We start from the raw sequence: 19,324 nt of genomic DNA, 5'->3' as shown, positions 1-19,324 counted from the left end.
TTAAAAAATATTATAAAATCAAATGATTATAAATTATCTGTCGAGATCGTGAACTGAAACACACTTTGCGTTACCATCAGAGCGCGACGAAAAAGTGGAGCGGAAGCGATGGTCACAAAAGAGTGCGAAATGACGCAAGATAAAGAGAGGCCTGCGGGAAGTCAGAGTCTGTTCCGCGGGTTGATGCTGATTGAGATCCTCAGTAATTACCCGAATGGTTGCCCGCTGGCGCACCTGTCGGAGTTGGCAGGGTTGAACAAAAGTACTGTCCATCGTTTATTGCAGGGGCTGCAATCTTGCGGATACGTGACGCCGGCCCCGGCTGCTGGGAGCTATCGCCTGACAACGAAGTTTATTGCTGTCGGTCAGAAGGCCTTGTCATCGCTCAATATCATCCACGTCGCGGCACCACACCTTGAGTCGCTCAACCTGGCGACCGGTGAGACGGTGAACTTTTCCAGCCGTGAAGATGACCATGCGATTTTGATTTATAAGCTGGAACCGACGACCGGTATGCTGCGCACTCGCGCCTACATTGGTCAGCACATGCCGTTGTACTGCTCGGCGATGGGCAAGATCTACATGGCATTTGGTCATCCTGATTATGTTGAGAGCTATTGGAATACTCATCAGGACATTATTCAGCCGTTGACCCGCAATACCATTACCGGCTTGCCTGCGATGCATGATGAACTGGCGCAGATCCGCGAGCGTAATATGGCAATGGACAGGGAAGAGAATGAGTTAGGCGTTTCCTGCCTGGCGGTGCCGGTTTTCGATATTCATCGACGGGTGCCTTACGCTATCTCCATTTCTCTATCGACATCGCGCCTTAAGCAGGTGGGGGAAAAAAATTTACTCAAACCGCTGCGCGATACGGCAGAGGCTATTTCCCGTGAGTTGGGGTTTACCGTGCGCGAAAACTAAGGCAAATGCCCAGATCGTTGCGGATATTTGATAAAAAAGCCGCTGACTCCATTCAGGATCAAGGCGCGAGACCGGCTTTTTCTGGCAACCTGCATTTTTATCCCCAATGGAGCAAGGATGAACCGGTTTATTATCGCAGATGCGCAAAAATGCATTGGCTGCCGTACCTGTGAAGTCGCCTGCGTGGTGTCCCATCAGCAGGACCAGGACTGTTCTGGCGTCTCCGCCACGCGCTTTGCGCCGCGGATCCGCGTGGTGAAAAATGACGATATCTCGACGGCAACGCTGTGCCGCCAGTGCGAGGATGCACCCTGCGCGAATGTTTGTCCTGAAGGCGCTATCCGCCGTGAAAACTCAGTCTGGCGTGTGGATCAGCGGCGCTGCATCGGATGCAAAAGCTGCATGATAGCGTGTCCCTACGGCGCAATGACCGTGATGCTGGTGGATGATAGCGTACAGGCGTTGAAGTGCGATTTGTGCAGCCATCGCGAAGAGGGGCCTGCCTGCGTGGCGGCGTGCCCGACTCAGGCGCTGCATTGCATGGAGCCGGTGGAACTGGAAAGAATAAGCGCCGAGCGCCGTCGACGGACGGCGTTGGCGATGTAGCGTGTTCCCCGGAGGCGGTGCTGGCGCACCTGCCCGGGCTACCGAACCACAAACCGCACGGTCCCGCCCGGACTCGTAGCCCGGGCAAGGCGCATCAAGCGCCGCCCCCGGGGAATATCCCTCAATGTCGGGTCGCCTGACGCGTCATTACGCGTCCTGCTCACCCCAGGCGCGTTCAACTTCTTCGGCAAGAATCTTCACGCCGGCTTCAATTTTCTCCGGGTCCGGAACGTAATTCATGCGCATGCATTGATGCGTGTGTGGCCAGGGTTTATCCAGCCCAGGGAAGAAGTAATCGCCCGGCACCATCAGAACGCCGCGCTTTTTCAGGCGCTGGTACAGCAGCTCGGTGGAAATCGGCAGATCCTTAAACCACAGCCAGAGGAAAATCGCCCCTTCCGGCTTGTGGATCAGGCAGCGCTCTTCCGGCAGGTAGCGGCGAATAATGGCGATAGTTTCCTGTACGCGCTGGAAATAGAACGGTTTAATCACGGTTTCCGACAGGCGCAGCAGGTCGTTGCGTTTAATCATCTCACACATCATGGCTGGCCCCATCCCGCCTGGGGCGAGGCTGATAATGCCGTTCATATTGCTGATGGCGGTGATGATTTTCTCGTTGGCGATGATAATCCCGCAGCGGCTGCCCGGCAGGCCGAGCTTGGAGAGGCTCATGCACAGGACGATATTCGGATTCCACAGCGGTCTGGCGTCACTGAAAATAATCCCCGGGAACGGAACGCCGTAGGCATTATCAATAACCAGAGGGATGCCATGCTGATTGGCCAGCGCATCCAGCTTGATTAGCTCGTCGTCGGTAATAACGTTGCCGGTCGGGTTGGTGGGGCGAGAAACGCAGATCATCCCCGTCTCTTCCGTTACCTGCAAATGCTCGAAATCCACGTGATACTTAAACTGGCCTTCCGGTAGCAACTCAATGTTTGGACGTGTGGCGACAAACAGATCTTCTTCGAGGCCGGAATCGGCATAGCCGATGTACTCAGGCGTCAACGGAAACAGCACCTTACGGGTAGTTCCATCCGCACGACGGCCTGCGAAGAGGTTAAACAAGTAGAAAAACGCGCTCTGACTGCCATTTGTCAGTGCAATATTCTGTGGCTCGATCTCCCAGCCCAGTTCATCACGTAGCATTTTCGCCAGCAGGACCAGCAGCTCGCTTTTACCCTGCGGGCCGTCATAATTACAAAGCGCATCAAGGGCTTTGCCGCTATTCAGCATGTCGGCTAGCAGGCTATGGAAGTAATCATTCATTTCCGGAATCTGTGCGGGATTACCGCCGCCCAGCATGATGGCGCCCGGCGTGCGCAGGCCGTCATTAAGGTCTTCCATCAAGCGGGTGATGCCCGAATGACGGGTAAATTTGTCGCCAAAAAGTGAAAATGTCATCGCGATTAATCTGTCGGTATCCCAGGAAAGTGGGTAACCATAACGCCAGCGCAGACAGGGTGCAAATCGAGGGACTGGAAGGATATTTCTGTTTTGTGCTGCCAGAGAAGTCTTTTTTGGATATTTATCCTGAAAACGCTCCCCTGATAATCAGGGGAGCGTGCTGTTATGTGATTACTGCTGGCCCGCCCACACCACCATCACCTTGTCGTCGCCGCTCTCGCGGATAAAAGCGTAGCCTTTTGGCATCGATAGCGTGGTTTGTTTGCCCATGCCAATCGCCGGATGGCGGGCGCGGAACTGGCCCAGTTTCTCCCAGTGGGTGACGCTGCGTGCGGCTTTACCGCTGACATCCTGCCAGTTCATATCCGAACGCGTGCCTTGCAATGGGTCTGACCCGGTTGGACCAAACGGCCGTGAGGATTCATCACCGTAGAATATTTGCACGGCTCCTGGCGCGAGCAGCAGCAGCTCTGCCGCCGTACTGCCGCCTTCACGGAACAGACTGGTATCGTGCGAGGAGAGATAGCTTAAAACGTTGAAGCCTTGAAGTTTCTCTGCCATTTGTTGCCAGGTCAGATCCATAGTGGACATACAGCTTGCCGCTTTCGACGCCTGATCCTGATAATCGAAGTTCAGCATCGCGTCAAAACCGTGGCGATAGTAATCGCTCTGCATTACGCCGTGGCCCCACGCCTCGCCGGTCATCCAGAATGGCGCGTTATCCAGCGCTTTTTCCGGGTTGGCCTTTTTCCATTCTGCCAGCGCTTGCGTGGCCTGAGTTTTTAACTGCTGCCAGGCGGCTTGTTCAACGTGTTTGGCGGTATCGACGCGGAAACCATCAATACCGTAATCACGCACCCATTGGCTCAGCCAGTGGGTCAGATAATCGCGTGGCGTGTAGCCAGGGATCTCTTTGGCTGCGGTATCTGGTTTATGGCGATAGAAGTTTGGCAGGCCGGAAGGCTCCGTGGATTCGGTTTTCAGGTCCGGCAGGAAAGCCAGCGACATGGTGAGATCGTCAAACCCGGGGTTGTCGTAGTCGCCGATATCGGTGCGGATCCATTTTTTACCCCACCATTTCTCCCATCCGGCTTTATCGCTGAAGTTGATGTAGTCGTTAAAGCTGTGCCAGCTCTGGCCTGCTCGAGGTTTCCAGTCGGTCCAGCGCTCGCCTAAAGTTTTTTTCAGTTCGTCACCCTGGATGTACAGCGAGCCAAACTGGAACTCCTGCATATCGGCCAGAGTGGCATAGCCAGTATGGTTCATCACCACGTCGAACAGGATGCGGATCCCACGCTTGTGGGCCTCATCAACCAGGCGGCGCAGATCGTCTTCTGTCCCCATATTGGCATCGAGCTTCGTCCAGTCCTGGGTGTAATAACCGTGATAGGCGTAATGCGGGAAATCGCCCTTAGTGCCGCCGCCAACCCAGCCGTGGATTTGCTCCAGCGGTGAGCTGATCCACAGCGCGTTGACGCCGAGCTGCTGGAGATAATCAAGTTTACTGGTCAAGCCTTGCAGGTCGCCGCCGTGGAAGGTACCGATTTCTTGCATACCGTCTTTGTGGCGGCCATAGCTATTGTCGTTGGCCGGATTGCCGTTGACAAAGCGGTCGGTGAGGACGAAATAGACGGTGGCGTTGTGCCAGTTAAATGGTGCGGCAGCTTGAGTCTCCGCACGTTCAAGCAACAGCAGACCATTGCTGTTAAACGCCGGCTGTAGGGTGATTTTGCCGCTGCTGACGGTGGCGATATTGCCGCTGTAGAAGTCGCGAACTTTACTGCCTTCGGCGAAGGATTTGCTGACGTCGATGGTCAACGGTTTGCCATCCCATTTCGGACACTGCTTCAGCTGCGGCGCAGTGGCGGCGGCAGTCTGTTTCTCCTCCAGGGAAACCATCAGGGTTGGCGTACCCGAGCGGGTATCGACTTCCAGGGTATAGCGACCATCGCGGAATATGCGCCACTGCGCAGCCGGGTCACGGCAGGGCTCCATGGAAAGCATCTGGTTGAGTTTGATGATGCCAGCGGGCTGCCAGCACTGTTGGTCAAAATTAATTCGCAGAGGGCGCGTACCCTTTGCTACCTCGTTTTGACTGATAAATCTGCCGGTGCCTTCTTCGGTAAAGGCGGGGAAATCTGCGGTGGTCCAGGCGGCGAAGGCCATCCCAGGCAACAGCAGCGACGCAAGCGCAGCGAGTTTCATTCCGGAGTCCTGTGTGCGGTGTTTTGTTCAGTTTGCGCGTCTGCTTATCTAATGAACTCATCCCGTCTGTGCTTTTCCAGGGAGGATGGATAAGGGTGAGTGATCGCGCTCAAAAAATGGACAAAAAATGAGATGACACTCGCATTTTCACCTCTTTGTGATGGTGCGGAAACCGATTTTAGATGACAGCTTTTAGGAATTGGACTATTTCTGTGGGTGCGTCATCTGGGTATTTTTGATACTATTCGCGATTCAACTATCGATTTTTTGTGAAAAACAAGGCGTTGGAATGATTGCATCCGACCAGGAGACCTAATGATATCGACTCCCATGCGACGATATGGGGCTGCGATACTCATGTTACTTACCTGTTTATTTTCAGGTAGTGTGCTGGCAACAACACACACAGCAACAACGAGTCATAAAGCCTCAGAAGTTAAGAAGAAAAGTACGGTTAAAGTAAGCAAGGTAAGCAGTAAACAAGAGTATTCTCGCAATAGTGTAAAGAGCAGTTCACTTCCTGATTTGCGAAAATACCCTTCCGGGACACCAAGGAAAAAAGCGTTTCTCCGGACGGTAATGCCTTATATTACGAAACAGAATCAGGTGATTACCGCCGATCGTAACTGGCTTGTAACTAAGCAGTACGATGCACGCTGGTCGCCGAGCGAGCGTGCGCGCCTGAAAGAGATTGCCTCACGCTATAAAGTGAAATGGTCTGGCAATACTCGCCATATTCCATGGAATTCGCTGCTTGAGCGCGTCGACATTATCCCGAACAGCATGGTGGCTACTATGGCGGCGGCGGAAAGCGGCTGGGGAACCTCGAAACTGGCGCGGGTGAACAACAATCTGTTTGGTATGAAGTGTGGCGGTGGAAACTGTCGCGGCGCGGTGAAAGGCTACTCACAGTTTGATTCTGTGGAAGAGTCCGTTCAGGCTTACGTAAGAAACCTGAATACGCATCCGGCTTATTCATCGTTCCGTAAATCGCGTGCGCAGATGCGCAAGGCCGATCAGGAACTGACCGCCAGCACGATGATTCACAAGCTGAAGGGCTATTCGACCAAAGGGTCGAGCTATAACAACTATCTCTTCGCGATGTATCAGGATAACCAGCGGTTAATTGCCGCACACATGTAATTGCTCATACATGTCGTCTAATGCCCGGTGCGCAAGCCCGGGCATTTTTCTTTGCCTTCTACATCATCACTTCACTGTGCCGGTCGCGGTACTCCTTCGGCGTCACGTCGTACTCTTTCTTAAATACTGAGTAGAAATATTGCAGCGACGGATAGCCGCACATCTGAGATATTTCGTTAATCGACAGCGTCGTCGACACTAGCAGACTGCGCGCTTTTTCTAGCTTCTCGCTGTGGATCACCGTGTGAATCGTCTCACCCACTTCCTCTTTGAAGCGCTTTTCAAGGTTGGAGCGCGAGATGCCGACGGCGTCCAGTACCTGTTCGACCTTAATCCCTTTGCAGGCGTTATTGCGGATATAGTGCATCGCCTGAATCACTGATGGGTCGGTTAGCGAGCGGTAGTCGGTGGAACGGCGTTCTACCACGCGCATCGGAGGGATAAGCTGACGCTGAAGCGGTAGGTCTTCATTTTCCAGCAGACGATGCAGCAGCTTTGCTGCCTGGTAGCCCATTTGACGGGTCCCCTGGGCCACGGACGATAGCGCCACGCGCGACAGGTAGCGTGTAAGCTCTTCGTTATCAATGCCGATAACGCACAGCTTTTCCGGCACCGGGATATGTAGCCGTTCGCAGGCCTGTAATACGTGGCGCGCGCGCGCATCGGTGACGGCGATAATACCGGTTTGCGGCGGTAGGGTTTGCAGCCAGTCAGCGAGGCGATTTTGCGCATGCTGCCAGTTCTCCGGGGCCGTTTCGAGGCCCTGATACACCACGCCGCGATATTTCTCCCTGGCGACAAGCTGGCAAAACGCATGTTCACGCTCGGCTGCCCAGCCTTTGCAACTGGTTGTGGGCAGGCCGTAAAAAGCGAAGCGATTGATGCCTTTTTCCTTCAGATGAAGGAAGGCGCTTTCAACCAGCGCAGCGTTGTCGGTGGCGATATAGTGAACCGGCGGATAGCATTCCGGGCGATGAAAAGAGCCGCCGACGCCGACGATAGGGACGTCAACGTCGATCAGCAGATTTTCAATTTCCGGGTCGTCGTAATCGGCAATAACGCCGTCGCCTAACCACTCCTTAATGTTTTCAATTCGCGCCCGGAAATCTTCTTCAATGAAGATGTCCCATTCCAATTGCGATGCCTGTAAATATTCGCCAACGCCTTCAACAACCTGGCGGTCGTAGGCTTTGTTGGCGTTGAATAACAGCGTAATACGGTGACGCTTTTCAAACATAGTGTTGTTCCTGGTCTCTTTCGCTGGCCGTACAATACCGACCAATGCCCGAATTATTTCAAGCTACTTGTGCCTAAGTTTGGCGGTAGCGCAAATAATTCGAGCATATTTGTTTTCAATACCATCAGCTTCGACGTTTAGTTGCTGAATCCATCCGCACCGCCAGCAGTAAAATGATGCCTTAAGTTCAGCAATCTTCCCGACTGAAGAGGAACCTACGTTCCAGAAGTGAGTTGAGAATCAGTCCGGTGAGGGCTGCCATCGGCATGCTGTCTTTAGGTACCATAGCACGCTGGCCAGCCCGACAATCAATCGTTATCTGATGACTGTATCGACTCTGTTTTGAGCCTGCACTTCATCGAATTTCTCGTTAGTTAGATGAAATATAAAAATTAGCTCCAGCGTTATCGTTCAGATGGTCGTTAGCGTAAACTGTCATTCCTTCTCATTATGCCCATTTAATATTGTTATCGTTATATGGAATAATAACCAGAATGTCGATGCGGCGATTTTTTCTGTTTTCAGTTTGTGATATTTGCGTTTCTTCATTTCCATTAGCTGACTGGATAAATATATTTACACCTGGTGATTCAGCTTTATTAACAAAAATATCGTTATCTTTTTTCCATCGTTCGAGTCGCAGGGCATCAATAGCCATACCTATTTTAACGTCCTTCTCGATACCCGGCAGGCTGGTCAGGAGGCATGAGGCGCAGAACGTGAGGCAAAGGTTTTTTATCTTCATAATAATAACACCTTTTTTTTAAAGTGAAGGATAAGAAGTGCGATGAAAATAAACGACCTGATACATAGAAGATTTTTAACTCGGAAACGGGCGATAGCAATTATCTATGCTTATTTTACGGTTATGAAATTTTGTTTATTTGTGAATTTATGACCGCGATCGTACTTTAATAATCAATTATCATCGTATTTCATTGATCTCTCATCATGTAAGCAGCGAAATTAGGTGTTTTACGTATTATTTTTGCGACCTGGCGCACGTTTGTGAATTCTCTCAATTGCGGTGTGAAATAACGTAATTGAGGAAAGTAAAAGGAGAATTCTATATTGGATTATGACTTATTACTCGCCGCACCCCTGAATATGGAGTTCATTATGCAGACCTATTTCGATCAACTTGATCGCGTTCGTTATGAAGGCCCGAAATCCGCTAACCCATTGGCTTTCCGTCATTACAATCCGGATGAGCTGGTGCTGGGCAAACGCATGGAAGATCACCTGCGCTTTGCGGCCTGCTACTGGCACACCTTCTGCTGGAATGGTGCTGACATGTTCGGTGTGGGTTCCTTTAATCGTCCCTGGCAGCAGCCGGGCGAAGCACTGGAAATGGCGAAGCGTAAAGCCGATGTTGCTTTTGAATTTTTCCACAAGCTGAACGTGCCTTATTACTGCTTCCACGATATCGACGTCTCTCCGGAAGGCGCGTCCCTGAAAGAATATGCCAATAACTTCGCGCAGATGGTTGATGTGCTGGCAGAAAAACAGCAGCAGAGCGGTGTCAAGCTGCTGTGGGGCACGGCGAACTGCTTTACTAACCCACGTTACGGCGCAGGTGCGGCAACGAATCCGGATCCGGAAGTATTCAGTTGGGCGGCGACTCAGGTGGTTACTGCGATGGATGCGACCCATAAACTGGGCGGCGAAAACTACGTTCTGTGGGGCGGTCGTGAAGGTTATGAAACCTTACTGAATACCGACCTGCGCCAGGAACGCGAGCAGATTGGCCGCTTTATGCAGCTGGTCGTTGAGCACAAACACAAAATTGGCTTCCAGGGCACGCTGTTGATCGAGCCAAAACCGCAGGAGCCGACAAAGCATCAGTACGATTACGACGCGTCTACCGTGTACGGTTTCCTCAAGCAGTTCGGTCTGGAAAAAGAGATTAAGCTGAACATCGAAGCGAACCACGCAACTCTCGCTGGCCACACTTTCCATCACGAAATTGCTACCGCCATCGCTCTTGGCCTGTTTGGCTCCGTTGATGCTAACCGTGGTGACCCGCAGCTGGGTTGGGATACCGACCAGTTCCCGAATAGCGTTGAAGAAAACGCGCTGGTGATGTACGAAATCCTTAAAGCGGGCGGCTTCACCACCGGTGGGCTGAACTTTGATGCCAAAGTCCGTCGTCAAAGCACAGACAAATACGATCTGTTCTACGGCCACATTGGCGCGATGGACACTATGGCGCTGGCCTTAAAAGTGGCAGCACGTATGATTGAAGGCGGTGACCTGGATAAACGCGTTGCCAAACGTTATGCCGGTTGGAACGGTGAACTGGGCCAGCAAATCCTGAAAGGGCAGATGAATCTGACTGAAATCGCTCAGTATGCGACTCAACATAACCTGGCTCCGCAGCATCAAAGCGGCCATCAGGAGCTGCTGGAAAACGTTGTTAATCGCTATCTGTTTGATAATTAATGATGATGCCCGGCTAGCCCGGGCATTGGCTATAGCAGATGCTTATTCGCGCCAGTAAGGAGAGACTGTATGTATATCGGGATTGATCTGGGCACCTCGGGTGTTAAGGCCATTTTGCTCAACGAGCAGGGCGAGGTCGTGGCTTCACATACCGAAAAGCTCGACGTATCGCGTCCGCACCCTCTATGGTCTGAACAAGATCCTGAACACTGGTGGCAGGCAACGGACTGCGCAATGAAAGCGCTGGGCGCGCAACACTCTCTGCGCGAGGTCAAAGCCTTAGGCATTGCCGGGCAGATGCACGGTGCAACGCTGCTGGATAAACAACAGCGCGTTCTGCGCCCGGCGATTTTATGGAATGACGGACGCTGTGGCGAAGAGTGCGCGCTGCTGGAAGAGAAAGTCAGCCGTTCGCGGGAGATAACCGGCAATCTGATGATGCCTGGATTTACCGCACCGAAGCTGTTGTGGGTTCAGCGCCACGAATCTGAAGTCTTCCGCCAGGTTGATAAAGTTTTACTGCCAAAAGATTATTTACGTTTACGTATGACCGGTGAGTTTGCCAGCGATATGTCTGATGCTGCTGGTACGATGTGGATGGACGTGGCACGACGCGACTGGAGTGATGAAATGCTCACGGCTTGCGGGCTGAGCCGCGACAGCATGCCTGCTCTGTTCGAAGGTTGTGAAGTTACCGGCGCGCTTCGCCCGGCTATCGCCCAATCCTGGAATATGCCGGAAGCGCTGGTGGTGGCCGGTGGTGGCGATAACGCGGCGGGGGCCGTTGGCGTGGGCATGGCGGATGCCGGTCAGGCGATGCTGTCGCTGGGAACATCGGGCGTCTATTTTGCCGTCAGCGACGGTTTTCTTAGCAAACCGGAAAGCGCCGTTCACAGTTTCTGTCACGCGCTACCCGGACGCTGGCATCTGATGTCGGTGATGCTGAGCGCGGCGTCTTGCCTCGATTGGGCGGCGAAATTAACCGGTCTCGGTACGGTTCCTGCGCTGATTACAGCGGCGGAATCGGCTAACGACGATGTCGATCCGGTCTGGTTTTTGCCCTACTTATCCGGAGAACGTACGCCGCATAACAATCCGCAGGCGAAAGGCGTCTTTTTCGGCCTGACTCATCAGCACGGCCCGGCCGAACTGGCTCGAGCGGTATTGGAGGGCGTCGGTTACGCTCTGGCGGATGGTATGGATGTGGTTCACGCCTGCGGCGTTAAGCCAGAGAGCGTGACGCTGATTGGCGGCGGCGCGCGCAGCGCGTACTGGCGTCAAATGCTGGCGGATATTAGCGGTCAGCAGCTTGATTTCCGCACTGGTGGCGATGTCGGACCGGCGCTCGGCGCGGCGAGACTGGCTCAGCTGGCGCTGCATAAAAATGTCGCATTCTCTGATCTACTCCCGCAACTCCCGTTGGAACAGGCTCATCGTCCGGATGCCGAACGTTTTGCCCGTTATGCCCCTCGTCGGGAAACCTTCCGGCAGATTTATCAGCAGCTTTTACCGTTGATGTCCTGATAAATTCGCCCCAGTTGATGGGGCGAATCCATTCTTTGAATATGTCCTGATTTATTCATTCGTTATGTGTATTTATATATTCCGAATTTGTCGTTTCGGATGCGAAAAGTACCGATAATCACGTTTCATCAGTACATACTGGGGACTGTTTTTTGCCGTGGAGTCCCTATGAAAAATAATATTATTCCAAGGCTATTAATGGCCATTGGGGCGCTGATTTATCTGGTGGGTATCTGGCGTACCTGTCCGTTATTTAGCGGTAAAGGTTACTTCCTCGGGGTTCTGGTCATGGGCATGTTTGCCATGTTGGCCCACCAACGTACGATGCGAGAAGAACGCAAGAATGACGATGGTTTTGCTTCGCTATGTCGCCTGGTGCTTCTGCTATCAGTCGGTTTATTAATGGTCGGAGCCATGTTTGTGCCTGCCGCCTGGAATGAGAAGGCAATCTACGTGGTAGCATGGTTTGTTTGCATTTATGGCGCATCAGCAGTTCCATGCAAAACTGCACCATCGCGTGAAACGCAGCAAGGTCCCATTGAGTAAACTCAGCTCACTAAACGGCGAGAGTCAAATCGCTGAACCAGAACCGATAGCAGTAAACTCCCCAGTAGCGCCGCGCTGAATATCCAGGCAATATCCAATAGCGGCCAGCGGGCTAGCTCCAGCCCGCTGGCGCGCAGCGCATGGATGATCAGCGCATGAAAACCGTATATCCCTAATGAATGGCGCGCGATCGGCGCAATAAGCGGTATCTGGCGCGTATTGAGCGTATTTTTTGCCAGCGTCAGCAGGGCTATCGCGCAGACAAAAGCCGCCGGGCCACAGTATAAATACCAGGTATCGCCAAAGTCGCCGCGCCAGCGCAGTTCGTGCAGCGTCCCGCGTGATATCACCCATACTCCGGCGATGAAAAGCGTGGCACAAAGCGGGGTCAACCATTTTTTATCGGTATCCATCATGCCGATGGCTCGTCCCAGCACGCCATATATCACATAGTAGAACGTATCACCGTTGATATAGAGATTAACCGGTAGCCACTCTATGCCTCCCGCTTTCACTGCTACCATATTGGGATTCGCCATAATGCCAATTACCAGCATCAGCGCCAGCAGCATCTTGCCGCTCACTTGTTTAACTTGGATCAGCGGTGAAAGCAGGTAAATGACGACGATAGCGAAGAAAAACCACAGATGGTAGAAAACCGGTTTTTGCAGCACATTCTTTAGCGACAGTTCGACGTTGATATGGGTGAACAGGGTGATATAGAGCAGAGATAGCGCGCTGTAAAAGAGGATGCACAGGCCAATGCGCAGAAAATGCCGGGGCTGGGCGCTACGCTCACCGAAAAACAGATAGCCTGAAATCATGAAAAATAGCGGTACGCTGACGCGGGATGTAGAGTTAAGGAAATTAGCAATGTCCCAATCCAGCAGGCTGATAGTATGCGGGTGAGTGATGTACCAGGTGGTGCTATGAATCATCACCACCATCAGGCAAGCAATACCGCGCAAATTGGTAATCCAGTTAATTTTTTCCTGCATCAGTGCCTCAATTACGCCCTCTTAGAAAAGGTCTGACTTCGATTATTCGCCGGTATCTCAGTGGAATAATCTGAGTTTATCGTCATAGACTTGTCGTGACATGGACTGATTTGCACAATGGCTGGGTTAATTTACTCAATCTGCACAATAACAATTTACCCACAAGGCGGTCGAGAAAAGTGGTGATGAAATATGTATTTTCTGGACTGCTGTTGCTTCTGCTGGCGGGCTGTAGCCAGACGCCGCCTCAGCCAGCACAGAAGGCGCAGAAAGCGCGGATAACGCCGCAGGTAACCCTCAACATGGAGCAACTGTGCAAGGATAATGCTGCCGAGCGATACAGTACAGGCGTCCGGCAGGTTGATGTCAGCCACTTCGAGCAGTTCCAGGGAAGCTACGAGCTTTCGGGGATGACTTCGCGGAATGAACGCTTTATCTGTTCTTTTGACCCGGACGGGCAGTTTTTACATCTTTCTATGCGCTAAATGAGGCTCAGGTGCTACGTGATGGCGCTAATTTCCGCAATTTTCCCTAAACAATCCGGTTTCATACTGTATATCTCGCAGCCAGCGGGTATACTGGCTCCTTCCTTTAAATCCACACGTATCCAGCACGAAATCATATGCAAAAGTTTGATACCAGGACCTTCCAGGGCCTGATCCTGACCTTACAGGATTACTGGGCTCGCCAGGGCTGCACCATTGTTCAACCACTGGACATGGAAGTCGGCGCAGGCACCTCTCATCCCATGACCTGCTTACGCGCGTTGGGCCCGGAGCCGATGGCGACTGCCTACGTGCAGCCTTCTCGTCGTCCGACCGACGGCCGCTACGGTGAAAACCCGAACCGTTTACAGCACTACTATCAGTTCCAGGTAGTGATTAAACCTTCCCCGGATAACATCCAGGAGCTGTACCTTGGGTCGCTGAAAGAGCTGGGTATGGATCCGACCATCCACGACATTCGTTTTGTGGAAGACAACTGGGAAAACCCAACGCTGGGTGCCTGGGGTCTGGGTTGGGAAGTGTGGCTGAATGGTATGGAAGTCACGCAGTTCACCTACTTCCAGCAGGTTGGCGGTCTGGAGTGTAAACCGGTAACCGGCGAGATCACCTACGGTCTGGAGCGCCTGGCGATGTACATTCAGGGCGTAGACAGCGTTTACGACCTGGTCTGGAGCGACGGCCCGCTGGGTAAAACCACCTACGGCGACGTGTTCCATCAGAACGAAGTCGAGCAATCGACTTACAACTTCGAATACGCGGACGTTGACTTCCTGTTCTCCTGCTTCGAGCAGTACGAGAAAGAAGCCCAGCAGCTGCTGGCGCTGGAAAACCCGCTGCCGCTGCCTGCCTACGAGCGTATTCTGAAGGCCGCCCATAGCTTTAACCTGCTGGACGCCCGCAAAGCCATCTCCGTGACTGAACGTCAGCGCTACATTCTGCGTATTCGTACCCTGACCAAAGCCGTTGCAGAAGCTTACTATGCGTCCCGTGAAGCCCTTGGCTTCCCGATGTGCAACAAGAATAAATAAGAGGCGGCCATGTCTGAAAAAACTTTCCTGGTGGAAATCGGCACTGAAGAGCTGCCACCAAAAGCACTGCGCAGCCTGGCTGAATCCTTTGCTGCGAACGTGACCGCAGAGCTGGATAACGCTGGCCTCGCGCACGGTAAAGTTGAATGGTTTGCTGCCCCGCGCCGTCTGGCGCTGAAAGTGGCGAATCTGGTGGCTGCGCAAGCAGATCGCGAAGTCGAAAAACGCGGCCCGGCGATTGCCCAGGCGTTCGATGCCGAAGGCAAAGCGAGCAAAGCGGCCGAAGGTTGGGCGCGTGGCTGCGGTATCACCGTCGATCAGGCTGAGCGTTTGACCACCGACAAAGGCGAATGGCTGCTGTATCGCGCACACGTGAAGGGCGAAAGCACCGAAGCGCTGCTGCCGAACATGATTGCCACATCGTTGGCGAAGCTGCCAATCCCGAAGCTGATGCGCTGGGGCGCGTCAGACGTGCACTTTGTGCGCCCGGTCCACACTGTGACCCTGCTGCTGGGCGAGACCGTCATTCCGGCAACGATTCTGGGCATTCAGTCCGATCGCGTGATCCGCGGCCACCGCTTTATGGGCGAGCCGGAGTTCACCATCGACAATGCCGACCAGTATCCTGAAATCCTGCGCCAGCGCGGCAAAGTGATTGCCGATTACGCCGAGCGTAAAGCGAAAATCAAAGCCGATGCTGAAGAAGCTGCGCGTAAAATTGGCGGTAATGCCGACCTGAGCGAAAGCTTGCTGGAAGAAGTCACCTCTCTGGTCGAATGGCCAGTGGTGCTGACCGCGAAGTTCGAAGAGAAGTTCCTGGCCGTGCCTGCTGAAGCACTGGTTCACACCATGAAGGGTGACCAGAAGTACTTCCCGGTTTACGCCAACGACGGCAAGCTGCTGCCGAACTTTATCTTCGTCGCTAATATCGAATCGAAAGATCCGATTCAGATTATTTCCGGCAACGAGAAGGTTGTGCGCCCACGTCTGGCGGATGCCGAATTCTTCTTTAATACCGACCGTAAAAAACGTCTGGAAGACCATCTGCCGCGTCTGCAAACCGTGCTATTCCAGCAGCAGCTGGGTACGTTGCGCGACAAGACTGACCGTATTCAGGCGCTGGCGGGCTGGATTGCCGAGCAGATTGGTGCTGACGTTAATCACGCCACCCGCGCGGGCCTGTTGTCCAAGTGCGACCTGATGACCAACATGGTCTTTGAGTTCACCGACACTCAGGGCGTGATGGGTATGCACTACGCGCGTCACGATGGCGAAGCGGAAGATGTGGCTGTCGCGCTGAACGAGCAGTATCAGCCGCGCTTTGCCGGTGATGACCTGCCGTCCAACCCGGTTGCCTGTGCGGTCGCGATTGCTGATAAGATGGACACCCTGGCGGGTATCTTTGGTATCGGTCAGCATCCGAAAGGCGATAAAGACCCGTTTGCGCTGCGTCGTGCCGCTCTGGGCGTGCTGCGTATTATCGTCGAGAAGAACCTGAATCTGGATCTGCAAACGCTGACTGAAGAAGCGGTGCGTCTGTACGGTGACAAGTTGACCAACGCGAACGTGGTGGATGACGTCATCGACTTTATGCTGGGCCGTTTCCGCGCCTGGTATCAGGACGAAGGTTACACGGTCGATACCATTCAGGCAGTGCTGGCGCGCCGTCCGACCCGTCCGGCAGACTTTGATGCGCGTATGAAAGCGGTTTCGCACTTCCGTACCCTCGAAGAGTCTGCTGCGCTGGCGGCAGCGAACAAGCGAGTCTCCAACATTCTGGCGAAATCAGACGTAACGCTGAACGATATCGTTCATGCTTCCGTACTGAAAGACGCGGCAGAAATTAAGCTGGCAGGCCATTTAGTCGTGCTGCGCGATAAACTGCAACCGTACTTCGCCGAGGGCCGTTATCAGGAAGCTCTGATTGAGCTGGCCTCTCTGCGTGAACCGGTAGATGAATTCTTCGAGAACGTTATGGTTAACGCTGAAGATCAGAACGTGCGCGTAAACCGCCTGACGCTGTTGTCTAAGCTGCGCGATCTGTTCTTGCAGGTAGCGGATATTTCTCTGCTGCAGTAAGCGAATCGGTAATAATAAAAAAACCTGCCTCAGGGCAGGTTTTTTATGTCTGAAATATAAATAAGTGAACCGTTAATAATTTTATAATTAATGCTTTTATTAATTTCATTCAGCAGTAGAGAATTTTTTAGGAATATATCAACGCCGTCTTGTTGGATATTTAAGGTAGAATGCTTGCGGGTGCTTGAGACTGTTTGTCTCAGGTATTCTGCAGGAGACAGACAGAGAAAAGCCCCACCTGATGGTAATCAAAGTGAGGCTCCCCCTATGCATGAACACCATAAGAGTAGCCTCTTACCTGTTGAAAATCAACACTGGAGGCGAGGAATGCCGCAAAAGTATCTGTTGTTTGGCTTAATAGTGATTTGCTTCACTGTTTTATTATTTACCTGGATGGTTCGCGATTCACTGTGTGAATTACAACTCAGGCAGGGAAATATTGAGCTGGTGGCATTCTTAGCCTGTGAAATTAAACAGTAAGAGTGTCTGGTGGGGAGCTATCCCCACCATTCTTTTGGTGTTAAGCATTCTCAATGCACCCTTTCATTTTTCATCAAATAAATGTTTTGCCTCCTGATATCAGGAGGCCTTTTTCTTTTTGCACGATCGTTTAATAAAACAGGCTTGAAATCCCTGCCGCGATGTGGCTATCCTATGTCCCGACGAATCCCTCGTCTTACTGGAGAGCACGCAACAAATGAACAAACACGACTGATGAATTTCGCTCCTTGCTTAGCGCTATTTGCGGGCAGGGGAGGTATTAATTTCATTCAGGAGTGCTTATGGCTCATTGTGCCCAGTCCCCTTCTTTTATCTTGCATCAGGTCACCTGTCAGTTTGCGACAGGTGATACGCTTTTTGGTCCGCTGAATTTATCGCTCGAAGGCTCCCTCTGTGGCCTGGTTGGGCGCAATGGCGTCGGAAAAACCAGGCTTCTGCGTTTGCTGGCGGAGGTTGACTCACCGTCTGGCGGAAGTATCGAGCGTATTGCTTCAGTTAGCTACGTGCCGCAGCAGCATGCGATGAGCCCAAATACTACGCTGGCTGAGTTATTAGGCCTTGAATCCGTTTTCACCGCGCTGGCTCGCCTGAATCGAGGTGAAGGACGTGCTGACGATCTTGAACATCTTGATGGTTTTTGGGATCTTCCGGATCGCCTGAGTGCAGGATTTATGGATGCTGGTTTAGGTAAATTCTCCCCTAAACGATCGGCCTCTTCGCTGAGCGGTGGTGAGCGCGTGAAAGCGCTGTTATGCAGAGCATTTCTCAGTGGTGCGGACTATTTGCTGCTTGATGAACCCACCAACCATCTGGACCGACAGGGCCGCGAGTGGCTGTATCAGCAGCTTGAACGCTGGCGTGGCGGGGCACTGATTGCCAGCCATGACCGGGAATTGCTGGCCAGAATGCCGCGCATCCTTGAGCTGACGCCTGCGGCTCTGCGCTGCTATGGCGGAAACTACGCGGATTATCAGCAGCAGCGTGAGCTGGAACAACAGGCGGCTCGTGCCGCGCTGGAATATGCCGCTACTGAGCGAAGACGTACCCGCGCACGTATGCAAAAAGAGCATGATGCCTGCCAGCGGCGTTCTGCGCAGACGTTACGGACTATCGACACGCTAAATATCGCCTCATTCGAACGGGTGGCTTACAAAGGGGCGGCGAAAGAGCGCCCCGGCACCCTTAAGCGCCAGCATCGTGAACAAAATAACGTGCTCAACGATGCGGTAGTACAGGCGCGTGAGCGGGTAGAGGAGGACAGTCCGGTGATGTTTACTTTGCCCGGTAGCCAGGTTGCTGCGGGAAAACAGGTGCTGGAGCTGGAAGCGTTGCAGTTGGCGCATGCGCATATGCTGCCGCTGAGCTGGCGGCTTGATGGGCCGATGCGGGTGGCGCTGCGTGGCCCCAATGGTTGCGGTAAGACGACGCTGCTTAAAACGCTGCTGGGGCTGGAACCTGCTCAGTCAGGAGTCAGTCGCTTATCGGTTCACGCAGCGTATTTAGATCAGCACCTGAGCCAGTTAGATTTGTCGCTATCGGTGATGATGCATCTGAATCTCGGCGATACGCCATTAGAAGAAGGGGCACTACGCAGCCAATTGGCGCATTTACAGCTGGGGGCGGAAAAAGTCCATCTACCATTATCGGCCTTAAGCGGAGGAGAGCGGCTGAAGGCGGCACTGGCTTGTATGCTCTGGCGGCGAAAAGCTACGCAACTACTGCTACTTGATGAACCCACGAATCATCTCGACCTGGCGTCCACTCAGGCGATTGAAAAAGCGCTAGAACAGTTTCCCGGCGCGATGCTGATTGTGTCGCATGATGAAGCTTTTCTACAGGCGCTGAATCTGACCCACTTTCTTGAGTGGCGGGAAAGCGGCTGGTTTGCTGGCATGTATTGAATAGAGATATACCCGTCATACTTCAAGTTGCTTGTGCGTTGGCTTTCCTCGCTCACCCCAGTCACTTACTAGAGTAAGCTCCTGGGGATTCACTCCCTTGCCGCGTTACTCGGCCTATGGCCTCGCCCCTTCGGGGCCAGCGCAAGCGCTGTTCAAGGCACAAGTGCCTTGTCCTGCAACTCGAATTATTTAGGGTATAGATGGATTCTCGATTGAGCCAATTATTTTTTGAGAATCCATTTATATTAGTCTTATAGAAATGGTGGTTATTATT

The 19,324-nt window shown here is 52.8% G+C and carries 15 protein-coding genes and 1 pseudogene; 11 read left to right on the top strand and 5 right to left on the bottom strand.

What is annotated here, in order from left to right:
- Window positions 1–108 precede the first annotated feature (108 nt).
- Both yiaJ and QVF11_RS24130 read left to right on the top strand, forming a co-directional pair.
- The gene (gene yiaJ / locus QVF11_RS24135; protein WP_110276266.1) at window positions 109–927 is read left to right on the top strand and encodes an IclR family transcriptional regulator YiaJ; all 819 of its coding nucleotides are present in this window, start codon (window positions 109–111) and stop codon (window positions 925–927) included.
- Between the two features lie 117 nt (window positions 928–1,044).
- Window positions 1,045–1,533 (top strand): 4Fe-4S binding protein, encoded by a 489-nt coding sequence (locus QVF11_RS24130; protein ID WP_142513421.1) that lies wholly within the window; start codon window positions 1,045–1,047, stop codon window positions 1,531–1,533.
- 147 nt (window positions 1,534–1,680) lie between these two features.
- On the opposite strand, the gene avtA is transcribed toward QVF11_RS24130, so the two are convergent.
- Entirely contained in the window at window positions 1,681–2,937 is a 1,257-nt protein-coding gene (gene avtA, locus QVF11_RS24125) for a valine--pyruvate transaminase (RefSeq protein WP_287859855.1), read from the bottom strand.
- A gap of 174 nt (window positions 2,938–3,111) precedes the next feature.
- Window positions 3,112–5,145, bottom strand: coding sequence for an alpha-amylase (locus QVF11_RS24120; protein ID WP_287859853.1), 2,034 nt, complete (start codon window positions 5,143–5,145; stop codon window positions 3,112–3,114).
- A gap of 315 nt (window positions 5,146–5,460) precedes the next feature.
- Between QVF11_RS24120 and QVF11_RS24115 the strand changes: the two genes are divergently transcribed.
- Window positions 5,461–6,288, top strand: a complete 828-nt coding sequence (locus tag QVF11_RS24115; RefSeq protein ID WP_287859850.1) for a protein bax — start codon at window positions 5,461–5,463, stop codon at window positions 6,286–6,288.
- 58 nt (window positions 6,289–6,346) lie between these two features.
- Here the strand turns inward: QVF11_RS24115 and xylR are convergent, their stop codons facing one another.
- Window positions 6,347–7,525, bottom strand: coding sequence for a D-xylose utilization transcriptional activator XylR (gene xylR / locus QVF11_RS24110; protein WP_287859847.1), 1,179 nt, complete (start codon window positions 7,523–7,525; stop codon window positions 6,347–6,349).
- Window positions 7,526–7,849: 324 nt separating this feature from the next.
- Window positions 7,850–8,270: pseudogene (locus tag QVF11_RS24105) on the bottom strand (type 1 periplasmic-binding domain-containing protein); the annotation flags it as partial.
- Between the two features lie 374 nt (window positions 8,271–8,644).
- On the opposite strand from QVF11_RS24105, the gene xylA reads away from it, so the two are divergent.
- From xylA to yiaB, 3 genes are all read left to right on the top strand, one after another.
- Complete coding sequence (gene xylA, locus QVF11_RS24100; RefSeq protein WP_110276288.1) at window positions 8,645–9,967, top strand: xylose isomerase; 1,323 nt, start codon at window positions 8,645–8,647, stop codon at window positions 9,965–9,967.
- Between the two features lie 69 nt (window positions 9,968–10,036).
- Window positions 10,037–11,491: a xylulokinase gene (xylB, locus tag QVF11_RS24095; protein ID WP_287859842.1), complete on the top strand. Its 1,455-nt coding sequence runs from the start codon at window positions 10,037–10,039 to the stop codon at window positions 11,489–11,491.
- Window positions 11,492–11,659: 168 nt separating this feature from the next.
- Entirely contained in the window at window positions 11,660–12,037 is a 378-nt protein-coding gene (yiaB, locus tag QVF11_RS24090) for an inner membrane protein YiaB (protein WP_112215970.1), read from the top strand.
- 2 nt (window positions 12,038–12,039) lie between these two features.
- Here the strand turns inward: yiaB and QVF11_RS24085 are convergent, their stop codons facing one another.
- Window positions 12,040–13,035, bottom strand: a complete 996-nt coding sequence (locus QVF11_RS24085; protein WP_112215971.1) for an acyltransferase — start codon at window positions 13,033–13,035, stop codon at window positions 12,040–12,042.
- Window positions 13,036–13,220: 185 nt separating this feature from the next.
- On the opposite strand from QVF11_RS24085, the gene QVF11_RS24080 reads away from it, so the two are divergent.
- The 5 genes from QVF11_RS24080 to QVF11_RS24060 all read left to right on the top strand — a co-directional run bounded on the left by QVF11_RS24080 (window position 13,221) and on the right by QVF11_RS24060 (window position 19,050).
- Window positions 13,221–13,520, top strand: coding sequence for a YsaB family lipoprotein (locus QVF11_RS24080; RefSeq protein ID WP_260611230.1), 300 nt, complete (start codon window positions 13,221–13,223; stop codon window positions 13,518–13,520).
- A gap of 137 nt (window positions 13,521–13,657) precedes the next feature.
- The gene (glyQ, locus tag QVF11_RS24075) at window positions 13,658–14,569 is read left to right on the top strand and encodes a glycine--tRNA ligase subunit alpha (RefSeq protein WP_004126458.1); all 912 of its coding nucleotides are present in this window, start codon (window positions 13,658–13,660) and stop codon (window positions 14,567–14,569) included.
- A 9-nt stretch (window positions 14,570–14,578) separates the two neighbouring features.
- Complete coding sequence (glyS, locus tag QVF11_RS24070) at window positions 14,579–16,648, top strand: glycine--tRNA ligase subunit beta (protein WP_287859837.1); 2,070 nt, start codon at window positions 14,579–14,581, stop codon at window positions 16,646–16,648.
- Between the two features lie 327 nt (window positions 16,649–16,975).
- Window positions 16,976–17,128, top strand: coding sequence for a type I toxin-antitoxin system toxin HokA (gene hokA, locus QVF11_RS24065; protein ID WP_110276253.1), 153 nt, complete (start codon window positions 16,976–16,978; stop codon window positions 17,126–17,128).
- Between the two features lie 302 nt (window positions 17,129–17,430).
- Window positions 17,431–19,050 carry an ATP-binding cassette domain-containing protein gene (locus QVF11_RS24060; protein ID WP_287859834.1) on the top strand — a complete coding sequence of 540 codons (1,620 nt, stop codon included), beginning with the start codon at window positions 17,431–17,433 and terminating at the stop codon, window positions 19,048–19,050.
- Window positions 19,051–19,324: the final 274 nt, after the last annotated feature.

The sequence above is a fragment of the Klebsiella sp. genome (genome assembly GCF_027492335.1).
In the GTDB taxonomy this organism is placed as follows: domain Bacteria; phylum Pseudomonadota; class Gammaproteobacteria; order Enterobacterales; family Enterobacteriaceae; genus Klebsiella; species Klebsiella huaxiensis.
Note: the sequence above shows the minus strand (reverse complement) of the source record. Positions and strands in the feature narration are given on the sequence as shown.